At 35.6% G+C, this 23,083-nt stretch carries 24 protein-coding genes and 1 pseudogene; 3 read left to right on the forward strand and 22 right to left on the reverse strand.

Annotated features, from left to right (window positions below):
• Positions 1 to 705 precede the first annotated feature (705 nt).
• The 9 genes from NSQ14_RS09620 to NSQ14_RS09660 form a co-directional block, all read right to left on the reverse strand.
• Positions 706 to 1,245 carry a DUF1572 domain-containing protein gene (locus NSQ14_RS09620; RefSeq protein WP_034770380.1) on the reverse strand — a complete coding sequence of 180 codons (540 nt, stop codon included), beginning with the start codon at positions 1,243 to 1,245 and terminating at the stop codon, positions 706 to 708.
• A gap of 157 nt (positions 1,246 to 1,402) precedes the next feature.
• The gene (locus NSQ14_RS09625) at positions 1,403 to 1,591 is read right to left on the reverse strand and encodes a hypothetical protein (protein ID WP_034770383.1); all 189 of its coding nucleotides are present in this window, start codon (positions 1,589 to 1,591) and stop codon (positions 1,403 to 1,405) included.
• 299 nt (positions 1,592 to 1,890) lie between these two features.
• The gene (locus NSQ14_RS09630) at positions 1,891 to 3,087 is read right to left on the reverse strand and encodes an MFS transporter (RefSeq protein WP_072012680.1); all 1,197 of its coding nucleotides are present in this window, start codon (positions 3,085 to 3,087) and stop codon (positions 1,891 to 1,893) included.
• An 82-nt stretch (positions 3,088 to 3,169) separates the two neighbouring features.
• Positions 3,170 to 3,706: a GNAT family N-acetyltransferase gene (locus NSQ14_RS09635; RefSeq protein WP_034770385.1), complete on the reverse strand. Its 537-nt coding sequence runs from the start codon at positions 3,704 to 3,706 to the stop codon at positions 3,170 to 3,172.
• A 146-nt stretch (positions 3,707 to 3,852) separates the two neighbouring features.
• Positions 3,853 to 4,179, reverse strand: coding sequence for a nucleoside triphosphate pyrophosphohydrolase (locus tag NSQ14_RS09640; protein ID WP_034770386.1), 327 nt, complete (start codon positions 4,177 to 4,179; stop codon positions 3,853 to 3,855).
• Positions 4,180 to 4,376: 197 nt separating this feature from the next.
• On the reverse strand, positions 4,377 to 5,102 hold the full coding sequence (istB, locus tag NSQ14_RS09645; protein WP_108897602.1) for an IS21-like element helper ATPase IstB: 726 nt from the start codon (positions 5,100 to 5,102) through the stop codon (positions 4,377 to 4,379).
• Entirely contained in the window at positions 5,099 to 6,514 is a 1,416-nt protein-coding gene (gene istA / locus NSQ14_RS09650; RefSeq protein ID WP_322107725.1) for an IS21 family transposase, read from the reverse strand. The genes istB and istA overlap by 4 nt, the downstream gene beginning before the upstream one ends.
• Before the next feature lie 251 nt (positions 6,515 to 6,765).
• Positions 6,766 to 7,599: an NERD domain-containing protein gene (locus NSQ14_RS09655; protein ID WP_051989081.1), complete on the reverse strand. Its 834-nt coding sequence runs from the start codon at positions 7,597 to 7,599 to the stop codon at positions 6,766 to 6,768.
• 1,204 nt (positions 7,600 to 8,803) lie between these two features.
• Positions 8,804 to 9,055 (reverse strand): hypothetical protein, encoded by a 252-nt coding sequence (locus tag NSQ14_RS09660; protein ID WP_034770387.1) that lies wholly within the window; start codon positions 9,053 to 9,055, stop codon positions 8,804 to 8,806.
• Between the two features lie 137 nt (positions 9,056 to 9,192).
• Here NSQ14_RS09660 and NSQ14_RS09665 point away from each other — a divergent pair, with 137 nt between their 5' ends.
• Positions 9,193 to 9,585: a helix-turn-helix domain-containing protein gene (locus NSQ14_RS09665; RefSeq protein ID WP_346217115.1), complete on the forward strand. Its 393-nt coding sequence runs from the start codon at positions 9,193 to 9,195 to the stop codon at positions 9,583 to 9,585.
• On the opposite strand, the pseudogene NSQ14_RS09670 reads toward NSQ14_RS09665, so the two are convergent.
• Positions 9,577 to 10,428 (reverse strand): annotated as a pseudogene (locus tag NSQ14_RS09670) (ABC transporter ATP-binding protein); the annotation flags it as partial. The gene NSQ14_RS09665 and the pseudogene NSQ14_RS09670 sit on opposite strands and share 9 nt — an antisense overlap.
• A gap of 340 nt (positions 10,429 to 10,768) precedes the next feature.
• Here NSQ14_RS09670 and NSQ14_RS09675 point away from each other — a divergent pair.
• Entirely contained in the window at positions 10,769 to 11,032 is a 264-nt protein-coding gene (locus NSQ14_RS09675) for a Parvovirus coat protein VP1-like protein (RefSeq protein WP_072012682.1), read from the forward strand.
• A gap of 216 nt (positions 11,033 to 11,248) precedes the next feature.
• Here NSQ14_RS09675 and NSQ14_RS09680 read toward each other — a convergent pair whose 3' ends face one another.
• The 5 genes from NSQ14_RS09680 to rarD all read right to left on the reverse strand — a co-directional run bounded on the left by NSQ14_RS09680 (position 11,249) and on the right by rarD (position 14,873).
• Entirely contained in the window at positions 11,249 to 11,590 is a 342-nt protein-coding gene (locus NSQ14_RS09680) for a type II toxin-antitoxin system PemK/MazF family toxin (RefSeq protein ID WP_396122133.1), read from the reverse strand.
• Positions 11,584 to 11,859 carry an AbrB/MazE/SpoVT family DNA-binding domain-containing protein gene (locus tag NSQ14_RS09685; RefSeq protein ID WP_034770392.1) on the reverse strand — a complete coding sequence of 92 codons (276 nt, stop codon included), beginning with the start codon at positions 11,857 to 11,859 and terminating at the stop codon, positions 11,584 to 11,586. Before NSQ14_RS09685 ends, NSQ14_RS09680 begins: the two co-directional genes overlap by 7 nt.
• Before the next feature lie 100 nt (positions 11,860 to 11,959).
• Positions 11,960 to 12,451, reverse strand: a complete 492-nt coding sequence (locus NSQ14_RS09690) for a methylated-DNA--[protein]-cysteine S-methyltransferase (RefSeq protein WP_326973912.1) — start codon at positions 12,449 to 12,451, stop codon at positions 11,960 to 11,962.
• A 230-nt stretch (positions 12,452 to 12,681) separates the two neighbouring features.
• On the reverse strand, positions 12,682 to 13,569 hold the full coding sequence (locus NSQ14_RS09695; RefSeq protein WP_041846767.1) for a fructose bisphosphate aldolase: 888 nt from the start codon (positions 13,567 to 13,569) through the stop codon (positions 12,682 to 12,684).
• Between the two features lie 368 nt (positions 13,570 to 13,937).
• Entirely contained in the window at positions 13,938 to 14,873 is a 936-nt protein-coding gene (rarD, locus tag NSQ14_RS09700; RefSeq protein ID WP_043988273.1) for an EamA family transporter RarD, read from the reverse strand.
• 366 nt (positions 14,874 to 15,239) lie between these two features.
• Here rarD and NSQ14_RS09705 point away from each other — a divergent pair, with 366 nt between their 5' ends.
• Positions 15,240 to 15,779, forward strand: coding sequence for an HD domain-containing protein (locus NSQ14_RS09705; protein ID WP_041846766.1), 540 nt, complete (start codon positions 15,240 to 15,242; stop codon positions 15,777 to 15,779).
• A 313-nt stretch (positions 15,780 to 16,092) separates the two neighbouring features.
• On the opposite strand, the gene NSQ14_RS09710 is transcribed toward NSQ14_RS09705, so the two are convergent.
• From NSQ14_RS09710 to NSQ14_RS09740, 7 genes are all read right to left on the reverse strand, one after another.
• Entirely contained in the window at positions 16,093 to 16,272 is a 180-nt protein-coding gene (locus tag NSQ14_RS09710) for a hypothetical protein (RefSeq protein WP_346216283.1), read from the reverse strand.
• Positions 16,273 to 16,796: 524 nt separating this feature from the next.
• Positions 16,797 to 17,759: a hypothetical protein gene (locus tag NSQ14_RS09715; RefSeq protein ID WP_346216284.1), complete on the reverse strand. Its 963-nt coding sequence runs from the start codon at positions 17,757 to 17,759 to the stop codon at positions 16,797 to 16,799.
• A gap of 140 nt (positions 17,760 to 17,899) precedes the next feature.
• A complete protein-coding gene (locus tag NSQ14_RS09720; protein WP_052480328.1) occupies positions 17,900 to 18,850 on the reverse strand; it encodes a DUF3994 domain-containing protein in 951 nt (316 codons plus the stop codon).
• Between the two features lie 342 nt (positions 18,851 to 19,192).
• Positions 19,193 to 20,176 (reverse strand): SPFH domain-containing protein, encoded by a 984-nt coding sequence (locus tag NSQ14_RS09725; RefSeq protein WP_346216285.1) that lies wholly within the window; start codon positions 20,174 to 20,176, stop codon positions 19,193 to 19,195.
• A 52-nt stretch (positions 20,177 to 20,228) separates the two neighbouring features.
• Positions 20,229 to 20,972, reverse strand: a complete 744-nt coding sequence (locus NSQ14_RS09730) for a TPM domain-containing protein (protein WP_346216286.1) — start codon at positions 20,970 to 20,972, stop codon at positions 20,229 to 20,231.
• On the reverse strand, positions 20,969 to 21,997 hold the full coding sequence (locus NSQ14_RS09735; protein WP_346216287.1) for a TFIIB-type zinc ribbon-containing protein: 1,029 nt from the start codon (positions 21,995 to 21,997) through the stop codon (positions 20,969 to 20,971). The genes NSQ14_RS09730 and NSQ14_RS09735 overlap by 4 nt, the downstream gene beginning before the upstream one ends.
• 138 nt (positions 21,998 to 22,135) lie before the next feature.
• Entirely contained in the window at positions 22,136 to 22,813 is a 678-nt protein-coding gene (locus tag NSQ14_RS09740; protein WP_034770406.1) for a PspA/IM30 family protein, read from the reverse strand.
• Positions 22,814 to 23,083 lie beyond the last annotated feature (270 nt).

The raw sequence follows: 23,083 nt of genomic DNA on the forward strand, positions 1-23,083 counted from the left end.
TGATAACAATTCTCAATTAAAAAGTTGATCGTTTCAGAAAATGATCTGGTTTACCTTACTAATAGTGAATTAAAATATTTCTCTTTCCTTTAGGTAAAAATCTTTTCAAAGCCTTTCATAATGTGGATTTTCTCCAGTTAAGTAGTTTCAGTGAGTTATACTCTCATTTGTTTGGAAAAGGACCTCTTCTCTTATCCTATTGTTTATATGATAAACGAATAAAGTTTGGTCCGAATCCACAACCAAATCTTCAATAAAGCACCGGTTAGTTCAATATTTTTATCAATTCAATTTCGTCTCTGATTGGGATACCATCATTGCCCATTAATGGAATCCACTAAATTACATAAAATTCAAAAAAGTACTGCCAAAAGATTCGGTAAAGGTTTCACAATCGAACGGGATACATACATGGCAAAAGAACCTTCCACTTTTCTGGTCAGCGGAACCCATTGAAAATTGACATCAAGATGGTGAATAATGTAATCGTTATTATTTCAATTAAGAAGTAAAAAACATTTCAGTAACAGTTAACCCTTTGGGAACAAGAACGTTTCAAGAGGAGCGTCTTTGTTCCTTCAATCTTCGCATTTGGTATGAGATTATCCATATCTTTTGCATGTTTTTATTTAGCTAACGATTCAATTTCATTTTCAACCTTTTTCCATAAATTCCTCTTCTTTGTTAATGAACACTCAACTTAACTTAATTATCTCGGTGTCTTTCAAGCATTTCCTTTCGATAATCTTCAGACTTCCCTCTTGGTATGCTGAGTGTCTTCCATTCATTGTTCTTTAGCTGTTTTCCAATATAAACAATCTGTCCGACATGATACGCGTAATGGGCCATTTGCCGCTCAATTGCTTCTAAAACTAAATGCTTCTCACCACGAATTTTTATCGTTTTTAATAGATCATCTTCTTTTAAACCAGTTAGTGTATCTATTAGAACATCCCATCCTTTTTCCCAAACACTAATTAACTCTGATTTTGAAGAGATGTCATCAATAAATTCTTCATCAAGATTTCTATTTTCCTTTTCCCCATCGGAAGTTAGGAAATCGGTCCACCTGGAAATCATATTGCCACTTAAATGTTTCACGATGACGGCAATACTATTAGATTCCTGATTATACGTCCAATGGATATCTTGTTCCGATAACTGTTCAATTGTTTTATCTCCGAGGGTTTTAACACTTTTAAAACGTTCAATAACAACTCTCAAATATACATTCCCAATTTTCATCATCATCACCCGCCGAAAGTTATAATTTTAATACGAATATCATTACTTTTTTGTAAAATCTTTTCTTTTGCTTCAATAGTTGCCGGGCGGAACTTTTTTTCTCTTTTGATCTAAACTGAGATTTTTATTTCGAGTTCCTCCAAAAATAATTTCACTTTTATACTTGGGGGCGGCTAAGGTCTTTTGCCTCACCAAATACATCCTTAACCGTTTTTTCAGTGTCACCGATTCCTGCATAAGCTTCTAGCGATATTTGCAGAAGTCGGATTTCTCCAATCTCTTCCTTTATCGTATCAAACCAGACCTTGATTAGTGAAATTGGCGCATTTACTAGATAACCATTCATTAAATTTCTTCAAAAACTCAACTTACTCAAAAAGCTTATGGCTATTATAGAAACTATGACTTTTTAAATGATGATCAATAAACAAGAGTAACTCGTATTATCTCGATAACAGCAAAAAAAGATGGAACATATAGCTATGTAGTTGATTGGGTACGCTGGGTGAAAGTTGGGCAACATTAGACTTTGATATCGAAACGAACTAATAATAACAGAAAACCAAGTGCATAGCTCAGAAATGACAGGATTCAATTATAAAAAAAGAAAAGACACTAATTTTTCAATTTAAAAACGAAGAAGCGTTAATTTTCTGTTATATATGATTTGGTTCGAATAGATTTCACAAAAACTAAGGAAACTCCTAGAATCATGATAAAAATTGCTATCCCAGATACATAAGGTTTTGAACCAATTAGCTGCGGAACTATTCCTCCCAATAGCGCACCTAACGGCATAAATAATGTGGTAAGGCTACTAATTGCAGTTCCAACTCTTCCAATCATATTTTCCGGTGGTAATTGTTGAAAAAGCACAGAAAAAATAACATTTATTACACCTATTGAAATACTGGCTAGAAATGCAAATAGGTAAATAAAATGACCTCCAATTGATAACCCAATAAGCCAAAAAGCACCATAAAGCACTATAGTACCAATCACAATTGCACCAAATTTAACTCTCTTACTAACGAAATCACTAACTATCGCTCCTACCATACTTCCTAGACCAGAAGCTGTAAGTAAAATACCATACGAAGAAGCGGATTCAAAACTTTCCTGTGATATAGCTGGTAAATTTACGGTGAGGCTTGCTAACAAAAAATTTAGAATTAAAAATGGAATCATTAATTCTAATATTTCTCTTTTACTAACAAACTTAAGACCTATTTTTAAATCCGAAAAATACGTATATTCTCCTTGGTCTTTCTCTGTTTTTGTACTTCCCTTTATCTTTAAAAGTGAAAAAAAGATAGTTGCAAGGATAAAAATTGAAATATTTCCCACTAAAATTGTATAAATAGAGGTTGCAGCAATTAAAATTCCAGAAATTGCATTAAAAAATAACTCTACCCCATTAGCAGCAACTGACATCATTGAATTTGCCTTAGTTAAATCTTTTTTTTCTACAAATTTTGGTATTAACGTTCCTTCGATTGGATAAGTAAATTCAGATAAAAAAGCCAAAAAGGGTAAGACTAATAAAATAGCATAAATGGATAGATGATTAGCATAAATGAATAATATAATGAAAAGTAATAGAGCTTGTAATAGTGAAAACAGCACTAAGATGTTTTTCTTGTTAGCTCGGTCAATTACCGGACCATAAAGGAAGGAAAAAACTTCCGGTAACAAAAATAATGCACCGGCAATTCCTGTATATAATGTATTATTTGTTAGGTCAAATACCATCCACATTATAGTTATATAGTAAAGGCTATCTCCCAGGTTAATTAAAAATCTTCCAAATAGTAGGTTTGTGAAATTCTTATTAATAAACATTATTTATTGTTCTCCTAATTTGCTTAGTGATTGAATTATCCCTTAAATAGAACTTCGAGATTTATTCCATATTTAATTATTTTCAAAAAGGTTCTTCATTCAACTTAATCGGTGTAATGATACCTTTTTCCCAGTCCGATCGAGTTGCTGCATATATAATCGCATCCATAAGCGACCCATCATCATTTTCCCATGCTTCCCTTAAGTAGCCTTCCTTCACAAATCCGGATTTTGCTAATGTTTTTCGCATCGGTATATTATCATAACGGGTGTAGGCTTCAATTCGTATTTTCATATCAGGAAGATTAAATATATAGTCTTTTATCCAGTTAACCGCTATGGTTCCGTAACCTTTTCCTCTCCATTTTGTTGCCAAACGGATGTCAAATAAAGGAATTGAATCCGTTATATCATCTAGAATAATCAATCCGATTTTCTCGCCATCTTTATTTATCCAAAATGTTGCCCGCTCATCCTGAAACCAGCCTTTACGAAACGATTGCATAATTTTATATTTTGACGGATAAGGATCACGATGAAATTCCCACGTATTTTCTATAAAAAAAGCAACTAATTCTTCCAATTCATCTTTTAAAGGTGAAAAAGTCAATTCTCCCATCTAACTATCCCCTTATTTTTTATATTTCTTTTTTATATTTTAATTCCTTTATACCATATTCCCAATATTTCTGTATTATAATGTTTCAGGATGCAGAAATTACTATTTGCTGAAGCGATGACTGACAGTTCAGTATTAGCTCGATTTTATTCATCGAGGACCTCTATTAAAAAAATCCGTTCTTCAAAACTACCTCGTTCTTCAGCCTTTTTCAAACGAATTTGCTCAACTTTATCGAAACTAGCTGCATGAACTTTGGCAAGAGCGTGTATAATTTCTAATAAATCAGCCAATTCCTCCAAGGCCTCTTCGTTTGTCTCTGAATTCAAAAATTCATCTAGTTCCTCTTTACTTTTTCTACGTAATTCGGTGACAAATTCCTCTTCATCTAAAATTTTCGTATCAGCTAGTTTACCAGTGCTTTTTATTATTTCCGGAATTCGATCCCGAACAAGTTTATTATGTATTGGCATAAAGGTGGCTCCATACAGGTTCTAGTATTTATTTTACTAACTACCATTATAATGGATTAGATTGGCTCGATAAAGCATTTTTCCAATTTAAAATCAACTATAAAAATGATTTATTCTGTTCAACGTGCTTCAGTTTGTATTTTGCAATAGAAAAGTGCAGAGAAATGCAATTAAAAATGCAGAGGTTTGCCACCCATTTAATTCCTTTTCGACAATGCGTGGGACAGTCTATAGCTCTCGCCATGAAAAGAGATGATATGGGCGTGATGAATTAGCCTGTCCACTAACGCTGCTGTTAATCGAGAATCTGTAAAGATCCGGTTCCATTGACTAAATTCTAAGTTAGATGTAATAATTACGCTTTTCTGTTCATAAAACTCCGATATAATTTGGAATAATAATTCAGCTCCTTCTTTACTAAATGGTAAGTATCCCATTTCATCTAAAATGACCAAATCAACCTTCTCCATCCGTTTTCTAAATGCTGATAAACGGTTGTTACGTAAAGCTTGCTCTAATTCCTCAACTAGGTGGGCAACACGGTAAAAACGAACCTCAAAACCTAGTTCACAAGCTTTTCTCCCTAGTCCTGTGGCTAAATGAGTCTTCCCTGTCCCGGGTGAACCAACTAAAACTACATTTTCTCGATTCTCAATAAATTGTAGGCTACACAAATCCTCTTTGGTTAAGTGAGGAGGGAACCGAAGTTGTTCGGTCCACTCGTAATCATGTAAACTCTTTTTATCTAAGAACTTCGCCTTTTTTATCAAGCGGATCGCTCTCGCTTTTTCTCTTAATCTTATTTCCTCCTTAAGTAGCCTATACAAGAATTGTTCCGGAGTTTCAAACGGTATTTGCTCGTATACATCCGCAACATAAGCTAACCTCAATGACTTACACAATTCTTTAATGTCCTGTTTCAATTGACAGCCTCCTCTCTAGGAGTTAATGAATCGTATTTACTCCAGTCCACTTCATAAGGATTATTATCACTAGGTAGCTTATCCTGTGCAATTAATTCATAGAACTCTTCATTAATCTTCTTCATGTCATGAGAAACTAATAAACTAGCTAGAGCTTCTAATCGTTTTCGTCGAATAATTAAATTATCTACCAACAAAAATTCTTTAATTCTTCCCGGTAAATACTTATTATAGCGCGAATATTCTACAACCCTTGGTTTATGAATCCATGTTTTAATTATTGAAAGCCATGGTAAAGCTTTTCGCTTTTTCATATATGGCCGATAGTCATCCAATAATATCTCCCCATTAGGTGAAACAATCTTTAATTGATCCCATGTTAATATCATTTGTAATTGACTATAGTTGCCACCCTTAGGGACATGAACCAACGTCTGATCCACTTTCACTTCATTATATTTGTTTACTTTAACAAGATGCTCTTTAAATACAGGATAGGGCTTTTCCGGTAATGCTAGAAGATAATCCCGTTCTTCCTGCCATAAGTCCTCAATACGTACGTTTTTGGCATAATGAATTCTATTTCTGTCCGCCTCTAATTTATGAAATAATTGATCAGTTAAACCCTCATAGCTGTCCATTATTGGAGCTGAAGTAAAAAAGTTATAGCGTATATATCCAACTTTATTCTCAACATTTCCTTTTTCATGGCCACTTCTTGGATTGCATACCTGCACATCAAAGCCATAATAATTCTGAAATTGAACAAATTCATCAGTTAATTGTGCTTCTTCATTTTTTGTCCTTTTTTTCTTCACAGCGGGGGTCAAATTATCGATTCTTATCCTTTTAGGTACTCCCCCAACCTGTTTAAAAAGAATATTGAGACCATGTAAGAAGCATTCTTGATTTTCAGCTGGTAACGGTACTGCAAATCCAGCATTACTATGAGGAAACGTCATAACTAAAGCATGAATATCCACAATTTCTCCATCTTGTACAGCTTCCATTACTCCAAAGTCTACTTGAGCTTCACCCGGAGGATGTTCTAATCTTTCATACCCTTTATCCTTTTCTTCTTGGTGAGTATTCATCCATTCAGAGATAAAGTAACAAACAGTACGATAAGAACCTTGGAAACCCATTTTCTTTAGTTCTTCAAATATTTGTTTCTTTGTTCTTCTTAATTTTTTCCTTAACTTTAAATCCTCAAAAAGCCAATCTGAAACAATTACTCCCCACTTTTCCTCATACATCATCCCTTTCTTTTTAAATGATTTCTGTTTAGGGAGTTGATCTTCATCCGCATACTTCTTAGCTGTTCGCCAATTAATTCCCATTGTTCTTTGTATTTCTGAAATAGATAAACCTTTGTTATTTCTTAAATGTTTGATACAATTAATATCAGACATTGCTAGCATCCTTTCTTACCTCCACTACCAATTGCTTGACACAATTACTGTAGTGGGACTTGGGGTGACTGGCAAGTCTTTTTTTTGTTTATGCACAAAAATTTAGTGCAGGACTCTGCATTTTTCCTTTGCAAAGCTCTGCACTTTTATTTTGCCATACACACTTCAGTTTCAAAAAACAATTAAAATTACAATGAAGATTATTAAATTTTCTCATTAAAAAAAGTTTGAGGTCACAATCCTCAAACTCCTTAAGTTGAACTACTTTGTTGTATTTTTTTACTACCGGGATTAATAACTTCTTTCCGAGTATACCTACACTTCGGATAATTACTACATCCAACAAACTTCCCATACTTCCCATTTTTAACTTGTAAATTCCCACCGCATTTTGGACATTTACTATTATCGACATTTGCCTTTTGCTTCCCTTTAGCGTTATTAATATTTTGTACATGCTGTTTTTCAATTTCCTTCTTTTTGCTTTTATTTCCTATCATCAATCTATTTAACTTACCAGATATCTTTTCGGCTGTTTCTTTACTAATAACGGTCGTTTGATACTGCTCAATTGTTTTAATCAAGTTTCTTACATAGATTACATCAGCTTCCTTAAAATTCATTCCTGTTTTAAACGAAGCACTTTTAAAAAATACAACCATTGAAAAATACGGTACCGATTCAAACTCAGGCCCTAACCACTCCTTTAAGCTTTTAATATGGCCTTTATTTTGCCAAATGGGGTTTAAAAATTTTTCTTTTCTTTTATAGATTACTTGGGTCCAATATTTTTTATTTTCCTCACCAAAGATCCAACCATCATAATTTTTCGTTTCCAAAACAAAAATTCCATATTCAGAGACGACTATATGGTCAATTTGGGAGTATCCACCCGCTTGTTTTGGTATGTATAGATCGTGAAATGCCTTATATTGATTCGGCTTAAGCTTTTCAAGTTTTTCAATTTCTGTTTGGACTCTTCTTTCTCCTACTTTTCCAGTCCACTTTGGTAGGTTTTTGTTAACCCATATACTAATAGCACCAAGTACGAAGAATATGACAACAAACTGTATAATTCCTTCCACTTCATCAAAGCCCCTTTATCCCGCATTCTGTACAATCATTCCATTATCCGAAAGGCTAATCTAATCACGACATTCATTTGGGTATTATCGAAATTGGTGAACCTTCTACGACAAGCTCAATAGACTCTACAGATCATTTTTAAATAAAGTTTCATCACTTGCAGGAAACTTCTATACTTCATTTATTCGAGCCACTTTTACTAGTTAAGTAGTCTCCCGTACTTACTCCCTTACAAATCCCTCTTTACATAATATAAAAAACACTCGGCGATTGCCGAGCCTTTAGGCGAGAGCAGAGCCGCAAGAGCACTTATGCGTTAGGAAAGTAGAAATTGAAAAATTTATACTTTCCTATTAGCCAAGAAAGACCGATCTTGGAGTCCCTCTTCTTTCTCTAAGATGTTTCAGCTAAATCCGATACTTTTCATGGACAATTCGTCATATTATGTACCAAGAACAGTGGTCTGTTTGTATTTCCGTATGTATTCTCCTTTCTCATCACAATTCTTATTATCTTCCATTATACAGCGAAATTTTTACAATTTTCAACAAAAATAGTCATTTTATACCAATTTCCTTTTATGATAGACTGGTTTCGATAATTGGAATGCTTACGATTGTTTATTGCTTAAATATACTCGAAAAATCGTAACAAGAAGTAAGCGGAGTACCGCAAACATTTCGAAAGTTTTGTACACTAAGCTAAAATTCGACATAAAAACAGCCAAAAATCTGTACTATAAGGGAGTTCCTTTAGGTAACCTCGTATTTTACAACGTTAAGAACATTTTCAAGACAAGTACCCTTGATTTAGAAACGTTTCAAACTATATCCTCCTCTCAAATAAGCCCATAGCTGCTTACTGATGATTTCGAGTTTCACATTACTTACTTTTGAAATAAAATGAGTGGACAATGAGTGCAACGATATATTCTGGCTGATTTTCTTGGACATCTATTACTTGTACATTACTAATCATATGGTTGGGTTTTAATGTGCCTAGTAGCTTTCCACCTTGAGTTAGTGAAATGCCGGATGTCACTGTAATTGCGGATGATTTATACAATTTATCATAAAAGTTGAACTGGATGGCTTCTTTTAATTTTGCAGCATTTTTTAAATTTATTAATGTTCGCGCTTCACCAATTCGTTCTCCATTTTTATAAATTATCCACTGATCTTGATGGGAAAACCACTTTTCAGGTTACCATTGTACATCATAAATGTCCTTGTTAATTTGAATTTCTAAGGACAAGTACCAGTTAAATCCAAAAATATCCCCGATAAAATATTGCCATTTTTGTGGAAAATAACGTTTTACATAACCTCTCAGCTCTTCCCCTTTAAAAAGTGGCTTTTGATTCATTAATGACTTTTGGATATTGTAAAATGACCACCCATCAATATTTTTGGGTTGGTAAGAACGCTCTTTGGCTGCCAGTCTCTGACTAATCAAAAAAATGCTTCTTCGCTGTTTAAAATGAGAAATTAGTGTTAATACTGAATTCTAAACTAATAGAATTCAGGTGATCTAGTATGAGAATTGAAATTAATGATATTAATAAAGTGTTTCACATTCAAGAACCTTGGTTTATGGAAAGCTGTATATTTGATGAGATAAGAGAACAATTGGATGTTTACGTAACATTCCATAAAGGTTCTACGTTTACTTGTTCAAACTGTGGTGCGAATTCTCAACCTGTATACGACATTGCTGATTATTACCGAACATGGCGTCATCTAAACTTTATGGAATATCCTTGTTATATTCATGCCGAATTACCTCGTACCCATTGTGAACAATGTGGAAAGATCCACCGAGTTAGGGTGCCGTGGGCCATTAAAGATCGTGCTAACTTTACAACTTTTTTTGATGCATGGATTATTACATTAGCGAAAGACATGCCCATGAATGCAATCAGTCGGCTTGTTGGTGAACATGATACAAGGTTATGGCGGATTTTGCACTATTATGTTGAGAAGTGAGTCAACCCTCCGTTGTTTCATAATTTTTATTGCCTCTGTTAAAGAAACGTTTGGAGTAACAGTTACAGGAGCCGGGTTCATAATTTGATCGACCGTTTGGATATGTGGACGGACCTGAGATAACCGCTCTTTACCAATAAATTCTTCAACAAATTCATTAGCCGGATTTCGCAGTATTTCATCAGGTGTATCAAATTGGACAACTCGACCGTCTTTCATAATGACAATCCGGTCAGCAAGTTTGATTGCCTCATCCATGTCATGTGTGACAAATACAATCGTCTTGCCAAGTTTTCTTTGTAGTTTTTTAAATTCCGTTTGTAATGAATCTCTTGTAATTGGGTCTAAAGCACCAAATGGTTCATCCATTAAAATTAACGGTTGATCAGCCGCAAGTGCCCTAAGTACACCAATACGCTGTTGTTGTCCGCCGCTTAATTCATTAGGGTAACGATTGAGGTAATCAGGAGTCATATCAACGAGGCTCAATAATTCTTTTGCACGTTCTCTTTGTTTGTCAGGCGACCATTTTAATAATCTCGGGACAAGAGAAATGTTTTGTTCGATCGTCATATGAGGAAATAAACCAATTTGCTGAATGACATAACCAGTTTGTCTTCTTAATTTAACCGGATCCATTTGCATGATATTTTCTCCGTTAAGAAAAATTGTTCCCTCTGTTGGTTAAATCAGCCGGTTAATCATTTTCATTGTTGTTGTCTTCCCGCAACCACTTGGTCCGATAAGAACAATAAATTCACCTTTTTCTATTTGAAAATTTAAATCATCCACCGCTCGTTTTTGTCCTTTATAAATTTTTGATACATGTTCAAATGTCAGCAAAAAGAACACCTCCGTATAATTTTTCCAACTAATAATATTGTATAATAAATTTTGTAAAATTAAAAGTTTATGAACGATGAGTGATCAGAAACTATAGGTAAAAGTAAAATGCAGGTGACTCAAGTGATTCGAGAAATGGCGGAACATGATACGAATGAAAATTAATCATTTTAAAAGGCTGAAGTTAGAAATCGAAGTCTAGTCCCATTCCACCGACCTTTTTATTCTTCCTATTCTCTTCTCATAGTTTTATGTATACCAAAGTATCCCCTACACCCGTCCATTCAAAATCACCATGACAATCATAAATTATTATAAATTGTTAAAAGTAGGTGATTTGATGTACAAGTCCAAGCGAAGAGGATTTTGTTTTCCGGGATATAATTGGTGTGGTCCGGGTTGTTCAGGGCCAGGGCGACCAACAAATCCTGTCGATGCCTGCTGCAAAGCCCATGACGAATGTTACAGAAGATATGGTCATTCCAGGTACTGTGATGAAATGTTTAAGAGGTGCTTACAGCCTTATCGGAACAGACATACAAGAATGGGTAGAGATGCCTCATTATTTTCTCGATTTTTCACGGTAAAGAATTTTTTCTTTTAACCTTTTAAATTCCTATTGTGGCTGTCCAAAAGGCAAAATCGATGTCTTTTGAGACAGCTCTTCCTTTATCCAACTTTCCGTCCAAAACCGTGTTGTTCCGTTCGTCTAATTTTTTCTTGCGGTTTTTCAACGTAGGCTAACTGCATTGCCAAAATTCCATTATAAATTCTTTAAACCATACGTTAAGAAGAATATGAAAGATTTTATCGCATTTAATTAATAAAAAGGTAAAAATGTGGATACTAAATCCAGACAATTCTGAACAACTTCATCTGGAACATGGTCCACAATCTTTAAATTTCTTGAACGCCAATCAACACTCCTTAATTGATCGGTTAAAATTACCCCTTGAACATTCAATTTATCTGGTATTTTAACTTCGAAAGGATAGCCTTTTTCTTTAGTCGTGATTGGACATACAACTGCAAAAGTTCCACTGTTAAATAATTTGGGTGATAAAACAATAGCCGGTCTATGTCCTGCCTGTTCATGACCGGATTGAGGACTGAAATTAAGATAAACTATATCGCCTCTGTCTGGTGTTTGATTCATTACCATATTTCAGCACCTTCTGGTTTGCCCCAATTCACTTCATCATGTTTATTTTCAGGAGTAATTTTTGACATTAATTCTTCAAGAGTTGGTTTTTTCTTTATCGGAATAATTTTGATTGCATTATTTTCTACAGAAATACTAATGTCTGAACCTTCTTTAATATTTAAGTCGTCTAATATAACTTTCGGAAGTCTAACAGCAAGACTATTTCCCCATCTTTGCACTTTTGTGGTCATCTTGATTTCCCCTTTGTTTTCTTTATTCATTTTAATTTTATCATCCTTTGCATAATTTGTATATACTAAGTATATACAAACCGTTTAAAAATAATGCAAGGATAAATTTTTAATATTGTTTTTTTAAAGGAAATGACTAATTTTTACTATTTTCCTTATGCTTCTTCTCATGTCTGAGCAACCACTCTTTCCGCCAAAGTCCACCGGCATATCCGGTCAATTTTCCATTAGCACCAATGACTCGATGACATGGAATCACAATGGTTAGTTTGTTTTTTCCATTAGCACTTCCCACAGCACGAACTGCCTTTTCATTTTCGATGGCCACAGCGATATCTTTATAAGACTCCACTTCAGCATAAGGTATTTCCGTTAATGCACGCCAAACTTTCTTTTGAAAAATAGATCCTTCCAAATGATAAGGTATCGTAAATTCATAACGTGTCCCTTGAAAATACTCATCCAGTTGGTTATAGCATTCTATCAGAACAGAAGGTATTTCCGGCTGGGGGTAGTTCTTCCTTTTATCTTTCTCCGAGAACAAGATCGATGTTATTGCATCTTGAGTACCGGTTATTTCTATCACACCAATGGGTGATTCATAGTCTAATTGATATAGTTTAGCCATATAAAAACCTCCATTGAAATATATCGGATTACGCCTGCCAGCCCCACTGATGGATAAGAACCAATCGGACGCATGCTGGCAGCCCGTCCCCCAAATATTTCTTTGTAAACTAGAAAATCGGTGGGGGGGGCCTGCCTGTTAAGATGGGATAAATTGATTGAAAATTTCCGAAAAACCTTTTTTGATTGTCATTCAAAAAAGATGAGCGACAAAAGGTCAAACTATAGAAATTATGTGTTGGAAGCTTCCGCAATTGCTTCAATGGATTTACCTAAAATCGCGTTAAATTCCTCATCAGTTTGATTTGCTGATAATCCTTCTGTCAATGCCCGGGAGAAGCTGGCAATCATTCCATGGTTACGAGCTAAAATTTTATTTGCTTCAGCTTGTGAATAACCACCGGAAAGTGCAACGACCCGTACAACATGGGGATCTTTAATTAAATCACTGTAAAAATTATCTTCTGTTGGTAACGAAACTTTAAACATCACTTTTACATTCTCATCAAGTTTTGCCAAATGTTTAAAGAACTCTTCTTTTAAAATTCTTTCTGATTCAGCTTTATCTTGTGCATGAATATCTACTTCCGGTTCGATTATAGGAACGAGTCCGGCCGCAGCAATTTGTTTTGCAATGTCAAATTGTTGTTGAACAACTGTTTTAATTCCTTCAGCATTTGCTTCTTTAATAAATGAGCGCATTTTTGTACCAAATATGTTGCGTTCATTCGCTCGTTTTAATAAGTTATCTAATCCGTCAATCGGTTTCATCACTTGAACACCATCTTTAAGTGGAGCAAGACCTTTGTCAACTTTTAGAAAAGGAACAATCCCTTTCTTTTCCCAGAGAAAATCAGCTGTATATTGTCCATCAATATAACGATCCATTGTATTTTCAAAAAGAATGGCACCGAGAATATGTTTGGAGTGGAATGCCGGACTTTTGATAATACGTGTTCTCATTTTGTGTATAATGACAAACATCTCTTCATCATTTGAATAGCGGTCTTCACTAATGCCGTAAGCTTTTAATGCTTTTGGCGTACTGCCGCCACTTTGATCCAATGCGGCAATAAAGCCTTTTCCTGACTGCATTCTTTTCAATTGCTCTTGATTCATCATTATTACCCCTTTCAAAATTGGAATTATGTACATACCTAATTATACCATTCTTTATAAGGATCAGGGTAGATTGTTAAGCGGAAAGAACTTATGATTAAGTAAACTCTCTTAATTATTACTTCTTCTTCAATGGGTGCCTTTTTGTAATCAGACTTATTTTGTGTTTTGAAGGGTATTTTTAAACTTAAACAATTGTATGTGAAAATAATGAAACAAACTAACCTTAAAATTGGATTTTTTAATCATGATTTTTTTTAGCAATATCAAGAATCTTTATAACCTGAAAGAGCCAGTAACTTGCTTGTACTGCAAAAAGATGAAGGCTCTTATTTTTCGTTCTCACCGTTTTAAACTGATAACACAACCTACCTTTTTGAAACACCCCTTACTACAGGGGCTGTTGTTACTTTTCTTTTTCTTAGCCCTTGATGAATATTGGAAACTGTAAATATCACAATTGCCAACCAGATACATGTGAAAGTAATGGCATGATCCTTTGTAAACGGTTCATTATACATTAGGACACCAAGAAGTAAACTAATTGTTGGCGTGATATATTGAAAAAAGCCGACCATATATAGCGGAATTTTTTGCGCTCCAATGCCAAACAGTAGCAGCGGTAAAGCTGTCGCAATCCCCGAACCTAGTAAAAATAAATCAATTTTAGGCGACCCTGTCAAAAAACTTTTCTGGCCATTCATGGTTATATACACTAAGAACAAGAATGCAAAAGGGAAAACAAATAATGTTTCTAATAGCAAGCCTAGTATCGAATCTACTTTTATAAGTTTCTTAGACAATCCGTAAAAGCCAAAAGAAAACGCCAACAGCAAGGCAATCCACGGGAATTCGCCAAATGTAATCGTCATATAAATAACACCAATTCCGGCGATGGCAAATGAAACAGCCTGCAATACGTTAATTTTCTCCCGTAAGACAAAAACCCCCAGCAAAACGGAGATCAGCGGATTAATGTAATATCCTAAACTCGCCTCCACAATGTGATTCGCATTCACGGCAAAAATGTATGTAAGCCAGTTAATGCTTATGAATAGAGATGCGATAAATAAGCCAATCCATGTTTTCTTTTTGCTCATTTGCACTTGGAAAAAGCTCTTAAGTAATTTTCTTTTTAAAATGATTACGATTATTAAGACGAAACAAAACGACCAAATCACACGGTGAGCCAGTATTTCAAGTGCCGGAACACCGCTTAAAAATTTCCAGTAAATAGGAAGTATTCCCCATAATAGATAAGAACCTGCAGTAAAAGAAATACCGATTGCGTTATCACGTTCCATAAATTCCCTCCCGTGTCTGTTTATTCCATTAAAATTGTTTGTAATTATATCATATTTATCTTAAACATTTCTCAAAAATGCTCATTTGCATGTTGAGAATTTAAACTTGGTATTTCGGTGAATTGGAAATAATCAAAAAAAAGAAAGTCCGCAACTTGGCGGACCTGGGCTTTTTTTGGTTAAACTAAAATACGATTAAAGGTCATAAAGCAAAGTTTCTTTTACATCAACAATACCGTCCCATTTCAAAATGCACAATTATTGATTAATCAAATAAAATAATTGCAAAAACTAACAAAAGATGTTAATGTTTATAACAATATATTTTTATTTATTTGGAAAATACCGGTGTAAAGGAGGTTTATTATGGCTAGGAAAGTTACATTGGAAACATTATTCCGTCACCCGATTGTTCAAAAATATGTCGGTCGTTCCGGTATGGATCATGCGATTACTGTAGCTGAAAAGGCCTTTAATATTGCTATAAAGTCAGGTGTAAACCCGGATTTAGCGGCAAAGGCAGGTTTGCTCCATGATATTGGCCATTATCAATGGTATACAAATGGAAAATGGGATTATCAAATGTACAAACAAAATGATATCCATGCAATCAAAGGTGCTGCTCGTGCCCATAAACTTCTTGTCCGTTCTGGAGAAGATTTAGAAAATGCGAAGGAAATTGCACTGGCTATCCTGCTTCATACAGATTCTTATTTACCTGAGGGAAGTCTTGAATTAACCCCGCTTCAAAAAGTTGTTGCCGAAGCGGATACCGATGACGAAGAACCAGGGGGAAAACATCATTATCGGCAAATTGACCAACGCACCGCGCTAGCCCGAATTCAAATGCTTGACAAAAGAATTGAACGCCATCTCGAATACAATAATTTAGGGAAAACAAGTTAATTCATAAATACAAAAAATTTTTATGAAGCTGAATCCCTTGCCTTCCACCCTCCCCGCTTGTTTTCAAGAATAAAGACTGCCTGCGGAAACGTCCCGGACAGCCTTTTCACCATGCTTTTTTCCAAAACAGATGCCCCCACTCATCATCTCCACTCATTTGTATCAATTTTGGAAAAAACTTTACCGGTTTTACGTAACCTATTTTGGAAACGGAATAATTTTCCCCGTTTCTTCCGGTTGTCTACTGATCATGATTTGAATAATCGACTTTCCAACACTGTTTGATTCAACAAACAAGGCTTCAAAACACCAATCAATTCCATCGCCAGTTTTTCTCGCTTATAAAAAGTAAGTTCATCACTGAAAAAAACATGCTGGCAATCTCTTGCTCCTGCGTAAACTCATTTTGAAAAATATAAGGGAGCTCAGGAAATTGTTCTGCCATGCGGGTTATATATTGATAAATACATTCCTCCCCTGTTCGTTTCGGCACATAACTCCTCCTCTATTTTTACCAATTTCTTTTGATGTTTTTACGCCTAGGGCAATTCGTGAGTTTGAAATTCTAATCTTATAACCCCATGTTGGTAAACAATTTCTTATATGTGAATAACAATACAGATTGTAGAATGAGGACTAATGACATTATCAAACCTGACATATTATGTTCTAAAACAGCCAATATGGCAAAAATGATACCTGTAATGATAAAAAGAATACTTAGGATAGGCGTGAGTTTGCTTAATAAATTTAATTTTTTGTTCATTGGATTCTTCCTCCTTTTTCATACCGCACATCGTTATTTACAATGCATGAACACGTATCTATACACTTCTGCCATAACATCCACCTTAATTACATAATAACATATGACAGAATATTTTGTCACCCGTGTTCAATTTTTTTGTACATTTTTTGATTGAATAATATGTCGGATCGTTAAGTAAAGTCTTTGAAATGTCACGACTTTATTTAACCTATTTGCCCAATTAAAAACATATCTTCTCAATTACTTTTTTAACTGCTACACCCGCCACCACAGCTGGAGCAACTGGAACCACCAGAGTCACCCGAACCGCCGGAATCGCCCCAATCACCGTGATGCCCGGAATATTTTGAATCACTTTCCACATAACAAGCAAAACCGGAACAAGAAGATCCGCTATTGTATTGTGTCGCTTTATAATATTCACTAGACATTGCTTCATGCATGACCTTTTCGTATTCATTTTCATAAAAAAGCGAAAAATAGACTGCCGGCAGCAACGCATACTGATATACTTCTGCTTCCGATTGCGTCTTCTTTGTCACAAAAGGTTTTTCTCCTTTAATCTGTTCAGATTCCTCAATTTGCAAATTCATTTTTTTAATTAAGCTTCTCTTCAAATCCATCCACTCACCATTATGGCGGAAGTAATGATTTAAAAGTTCCTCTTCAGACAATGTTTTGAAATCTTCCAATATATTTTGTGAGATCGGATATTTTAGAAATCCACCCCAAAGAACCCGACTATTCGGTGTCGATTCAAATAAGCTTAAATATACCCAATCAAAGAAACCTCTTTCTCCCGGAATTGGCTTACTGTCCAAATTTGGTGTGTGATGAAGCATATCTTGATAAAATTGCTTACTAAACTGTTCATAATCCCTCGTAAACATCAACATTTCATGCCATACTTCATCGACTTCCTTACTAAACATCGGCACCGATTTTAAAATTTTATTCATGACAAAATACCGTTTCAGTTCAAAAAAAGCCCAGTCAAACTCGTACGGTTGCCAGTTTGGATGCTCTTGTAAAAACCGATATTTCATTCTTTCTAGGAAATGAGGGGATAATGCTTGATTTAACTCCTCAACTAACTCTTCTCCACGCTCGATATATATACCTAATTGTACAGGAACCGGTACATTCATAATTCGCCTCGTTCTTTTATTTGCAAAAAAGTAACTTTTTAATTTCGACATAAAATTTACCATACCCATTCCCCCTTGCTCAACCTTTTTTAAATATACGTTTTTTGTTGACCGAAAGTTTCAAAGGCTAAAAGAAAATCATAACCACCCTTTGAAAGGATGGTTATGATTGCCATTCTCTAGTTTTCTATTTTCCGTGATTATCAATTTTTCATTTCACTGTCTTCGATTTTTTCATACTTATATGAGGTCATCGATTCTAAGTCAAAAAGTTGAATACCCTCTTCATTATACCGTTGGAGTTCCATCGGCATTTTTTTACGGTTTGGCTCTTGTTTTTTTCCATTGACGTACTTGCTGTCATGATGGAATGTGATAACTCCTTGGATATAATTCCATTCCCATGTACCGATTAACGCATTGTCTTTGCTTGGATACTCTCCATTTCCATATCCCTCATAGCTGCCATCTTTATTCAGCACAATGCTGACATTTGGAGAACCGTCTTCCTGATAAAAGCCCCATTTTCCAATGAGTTCACGGCCATCCTTGGATACATTTAATAGGACACTATCTCGGTCAATTCCAGCGTTTAGGTCCAACTCTTTTAAATCATCCGTATTAATCGTTCCATCTCCGCCATCTGCAGGAGGAATTGGATTGTCAATAGCCAGTAGTCGGTAGGCATGATTCCAATAATCTTGTCCCGTTTTCATATGTTCCAAGGCTTTGGCATCTTTGCTTGCATCACCATCTTTTATGGCTTCTTCAAACAATTCCATTCCTTTATCAAATTCATCTAACGCCACGGTAATCTCTTCCCCAACCTGTTTGTGAGAGTTTGGCGGGGCAATCCGACGAAATTCATTCAATATCGCCCGAATGTCTTTGACTTTTTCACGAGAAGCAGTTTGCCATTCTTTTGGTTCCATCTTTGTGTCTTGCCGTACCTCTCCAAAGGCTTTGATAGCGTTGTTAAATTCTGAACGCAGTCGTACCGCTTCATCTGTGTACTCCTTCAAGGAAACTTGATTGGCTTTGACCTCTTTTGGAGCCTCTTGTGTGTTGTTTTTCGAATTCTCTATACTGGTACATCCTGCTAGGAAAAGCATCGGAAGGGTGAGTCCTACCACCCATTTTATTTTGGACTTCATGTAATACCTCCAGTTTCTTTCAATTGATTCATACTGATCGTTATAGAAGAAGAATATTCCCTTGTCTTTTCAAGGTTGTGTTCCATAGACCAAAACGAAAATAAAAAACCGCTCATAATAAATATTCGCTACTCACAAGAAAAATCCTTCTCTATATTTATAATTTTTTACTTTAACTAGTGAAATCCGTGACGCAAACCGTGGGTAATCCGATTATAGCGACATTATATGATGGGATTATCAAGATTTGTATTTAAATGTATACGGTGAGGATATCAAGATTGCCATTTACATAGGAAGCAAACGTAAAAGGAAAACTCGGCGATCACCGAGTTTTCTTTATTACGCTAATTTATAACCGCAATTCGGGCAAAATTTCGTTCCGGTATTTTTCTCGCCGCAATTTGGACAAAAGTTTACTTTCTTTGCTGTGTCAGTTGGCGGGGGCGTTTGTTCGACAGATTTTGCTCCGTCTTTCTCGTCTCCCTCCATATTTTTTATCATTTCTTTAGCCATATTCATACCTATCATCATTCCGGCTACGTCCGATGCCGCGCCACCACCACTCGTTTTGCCAGACGACATCCCGTCAAGTATCGATACTTGCTGGTATTTCTTCATATCACCAACCATGCCAAAAGATGCGTTTTTGTTAATCATATCTTGGATTTCTTTCGGATAATTAAAACTCATAATCGTAAAGCCGGTAATGGTCAAACCGTCATCAATAACTTCCATATCCAAATCTTCTTTAATTCCCTTGGCGATTTCATGGGCATTGGCTTGCAAGTTGAACATATCTTTTCCTTCTTTAGAAATCCATCGCATCAAAAGCTGATCCAGGATTGCGGTAATCCGAATTTTCACGTCATCCACAAAATAACTGCTTTTCACCCCGGCAATTTTATCAATCAGAGCAACATAATCATTGACTTTAAATTGGAACGTACCATTCGCGCGGATCGGCATTCCCCCCGGCATACCCGGTGTTGGAATATTGATGGCGTTTTTCGTTCCCCATTTTACCGTAAATTCTTTCGTATTAACAAAAAGAACTTCGATACGCATTCCGCTGTTAAAGCCAAACTTGAACCCTTTCAAAGTTGAAAGAAACGGGATAATTTCCGATTCGATATTGTAATCACCTTCATCTTTAAAAATCCCTTCAATTTTTCCATTATATAAGAAAATTGCATCCTGACCCGGACGAATAATTAATTTACTGCCTTTCTTAATTTCACGGTTGCTCCATTTCCAAAAAATCATATCATCGCGAAATTCTTCCCATTCTACAACATTGGCAAATTGGTTTTTGAAAAATGCCATTTCATCAAATCCTTTCTTTCCTAAAATTGACCTATTCTTTCAGCTGACGATATTAAAAACTGCCGCGACTACCGCTATGGGAATGTCCACCACCCGTTATGCCACCGCCACTAGAATTTTGCGACGGTTTTCTTGTTTTTGTCACAACTGTTCGGATATAATCATCTCTTTTTGCCAGAATGTGTGACGTATTCGTGTTTAAATATGTTCGATTATTCGTCGTTACTCGCCCGCCACTGTTATAGACGAACGTCCCTGTAATCACACCGCCTATGATAATGGCAATAATAATCTGGAACCACCATTGGAGAAATAGATTAGCCGGTTCGCCAGCCATATAGTCATCAACCAGCCATATAAATTGTTCAAAAGCCTGTTCGTAATTTCCGGCAGTCAACGCAGGAGAAATTTGTTCACGAATGTTATCCAATCGACTATCATTCAAATATAGTTTACCTTTATAAAATCCGGCCAAATAAACTTCCCTGTTGTTCATATCTACTGTCAACATGGCCACATTCCATTTATCTAAACCTTGTTCGTCTATTTTTTCATCGTAAAAATCTTCCGTATACTGCTTCACATCAATATTCGGGTCATTGACAGTTACAATTAAAATATCAGTGTCCCATTTCTCACCAACCTGTGTTGCTAAAGTCTCCAGTTTTGTCACTTCCCGATCGGTTAACAGGCCGGCCTGATCATAGATTTTTTGACTGATAGCAAAAGCATGATTTCCCCCCACCATGAATGAGAGAAGAAAGAACAACGCAAACAGGAACAAGTTTTTCTTCATATTAGACCGCCTCCCATGAAAAAGGTGACAAGTCTAAAGATAAGTAATGTGATCGCAGCAATACCACCAAACCAACCTGCTACTTTGGCACGACTAATTGGCGGTTTTCCGACCACTTTCCCTGTTTGCCCGTTCATTGCAAAAATATAATCTTTCCCCCTGTAATGATAGGTCACCATCCAAATCGGAAGCAGCACATAATAACTTTTCATTTTTTTGCTTTCAATTTCCTTTTGCTCAGGAATAAACGTTGCATACCCGGATACGGTGGAATGAATATACGAATCAATAAAACTTTGAATCTTTGTTTTCGCCCGGGGAAGTAATGCCTTATCATCGTAATTATATTTTTCCGCTAGATAACCGGCCAAATAAGGTGTTTTAAATGTTTTCAACTGATCATACTTGTAAGGCTCTAATTTATCCATTAACCCATCTTCCATTTTCTCAGAAGCATCAACAGGGACTTTCATATAGTCGAGGTTAATATCACGAAAGATGCGATAATAGCTTGTCTCCGTATAAATATAATCACCACTCGTATATTCACGTACCTTTGTTCCACTCCCGGAAACACGGACACGACTATTTAAATCATACATCCAAAACGGTACATACATCCCGGTCAATTTTTTGATCCGGTCAGCCGTCATAAAATCATTTGGTGTCACTAATCCATTTTTACACCACTTTTTAAAAGCTGCGACTGCCTCGACTTTGTTAATAGAAAAGGGGATGACTAATGAAGGTGCCAATGTTCCTGAAACCCGTTCCGCAATAACCACGCCGGCCCCGCAAAAACTGCATGTGGTCGCAACGGTATCAGTATCGGTTAATAAAACTGCCCCACAATTTTCACAATGATATTCTTTTGTTTCATTTTCTTCAAAAGTTGTCGTAATAAATTCATCAGAAAAGTTTTCTATCGCATCCTGTCTGCCGCAAGAAAGGCAGGTTAATTTTCCTGACTCACTATCAAACGACATATCATCGCCACAGTTCGGGCATTTATAATGAATGACCATGTTTCTCACTCCTGACTGTAACCAACACATAAACTTAATAAAGCCGCAGCAGTTTACTTAATTGCTGCAGCTTTATACAATATGAGTCGTTATAAATTTTCTATATTATGACACCCTTAATAATAACATGCCAATTTGTTATTCATCTTGTTTTAACTTTGCCTTTAGTGCAGCGAGTTCATCATCTACACTCGTTTTTTGCTCATATTTATCCGCAAGCTCATCCAGATCGTCTTCCGGTTTCTTGTTTAGTTCGGCCATTGCATTTGCTTCATCTAGGGCACGATTGATTTTATCTTCCATCCTGCCAAACGCAGATGATGTATTGTTCGCATCTGTGACCGACGAACCGATTTGGTTTAGTCGTTGTTGTGTTTTGGCAACTGACCATTTTGCCTTTAACATGCTTCTTTTTGCTTCTAATTCATTGATGTCTGAAACGAGCTTATCATGCATTTGTCTCATTTGACTTGCATTAGATGCAGCCAAATTGTAAGCCGATTGGAATGCTGTTTGTTTTTCGGCCAATTGCGTCTTTCTTTCAAGGAACTTTCTTGCATCATCTTCATTACCTGCTTCTAACGCTTTAATTGCATACTTTTCCATTTTCTCGATATCGCTTTTACACTCCGCCAATACTCGTTTTGCCCTTTGCTCTTCAGCCATAACCGATGCAGTCTCAGCTTTCACATTGCCAAGGTCACGATTCAAATTTCTCAAATATTGATCAATCATCTTTTCGGGATCCTCCGCTTTATCTAACAACGCATTTATATTACTGGCCATAATATCTTTAAATCTTGTCAAAATACTCATTTATTTTTCCTCCTTAATAATAACAATAATATATATACTGGCTGAACCGGTAAAAAGATTCATTTTTTTAAAGCTTATATAGATGATGGAACGAAATTATTACATTCTAAAAGATTGTCTATTGCTGATTCCCTCAAAAAAATATTCTCGTTTAGGTGGAAATTATTGAAATTCTTTAAGAAATTTAATTCCTAATTCCATTCTAATTACATTTTTACATCCATACTATATTAAGAGATGTTTAGCAAACTGTGTATCACTTAAAAATGT

Origin of the sequence: Caldifermentibacillus hisashii (assembly GCF_039654145.1) — a bacterium.
Lineage (GTDB): Bacteria > Bacillota > Bacilli > Bacillales > Caldibacillaceae > Caldifermentibacillus > Caldifermentibacillus hisashii.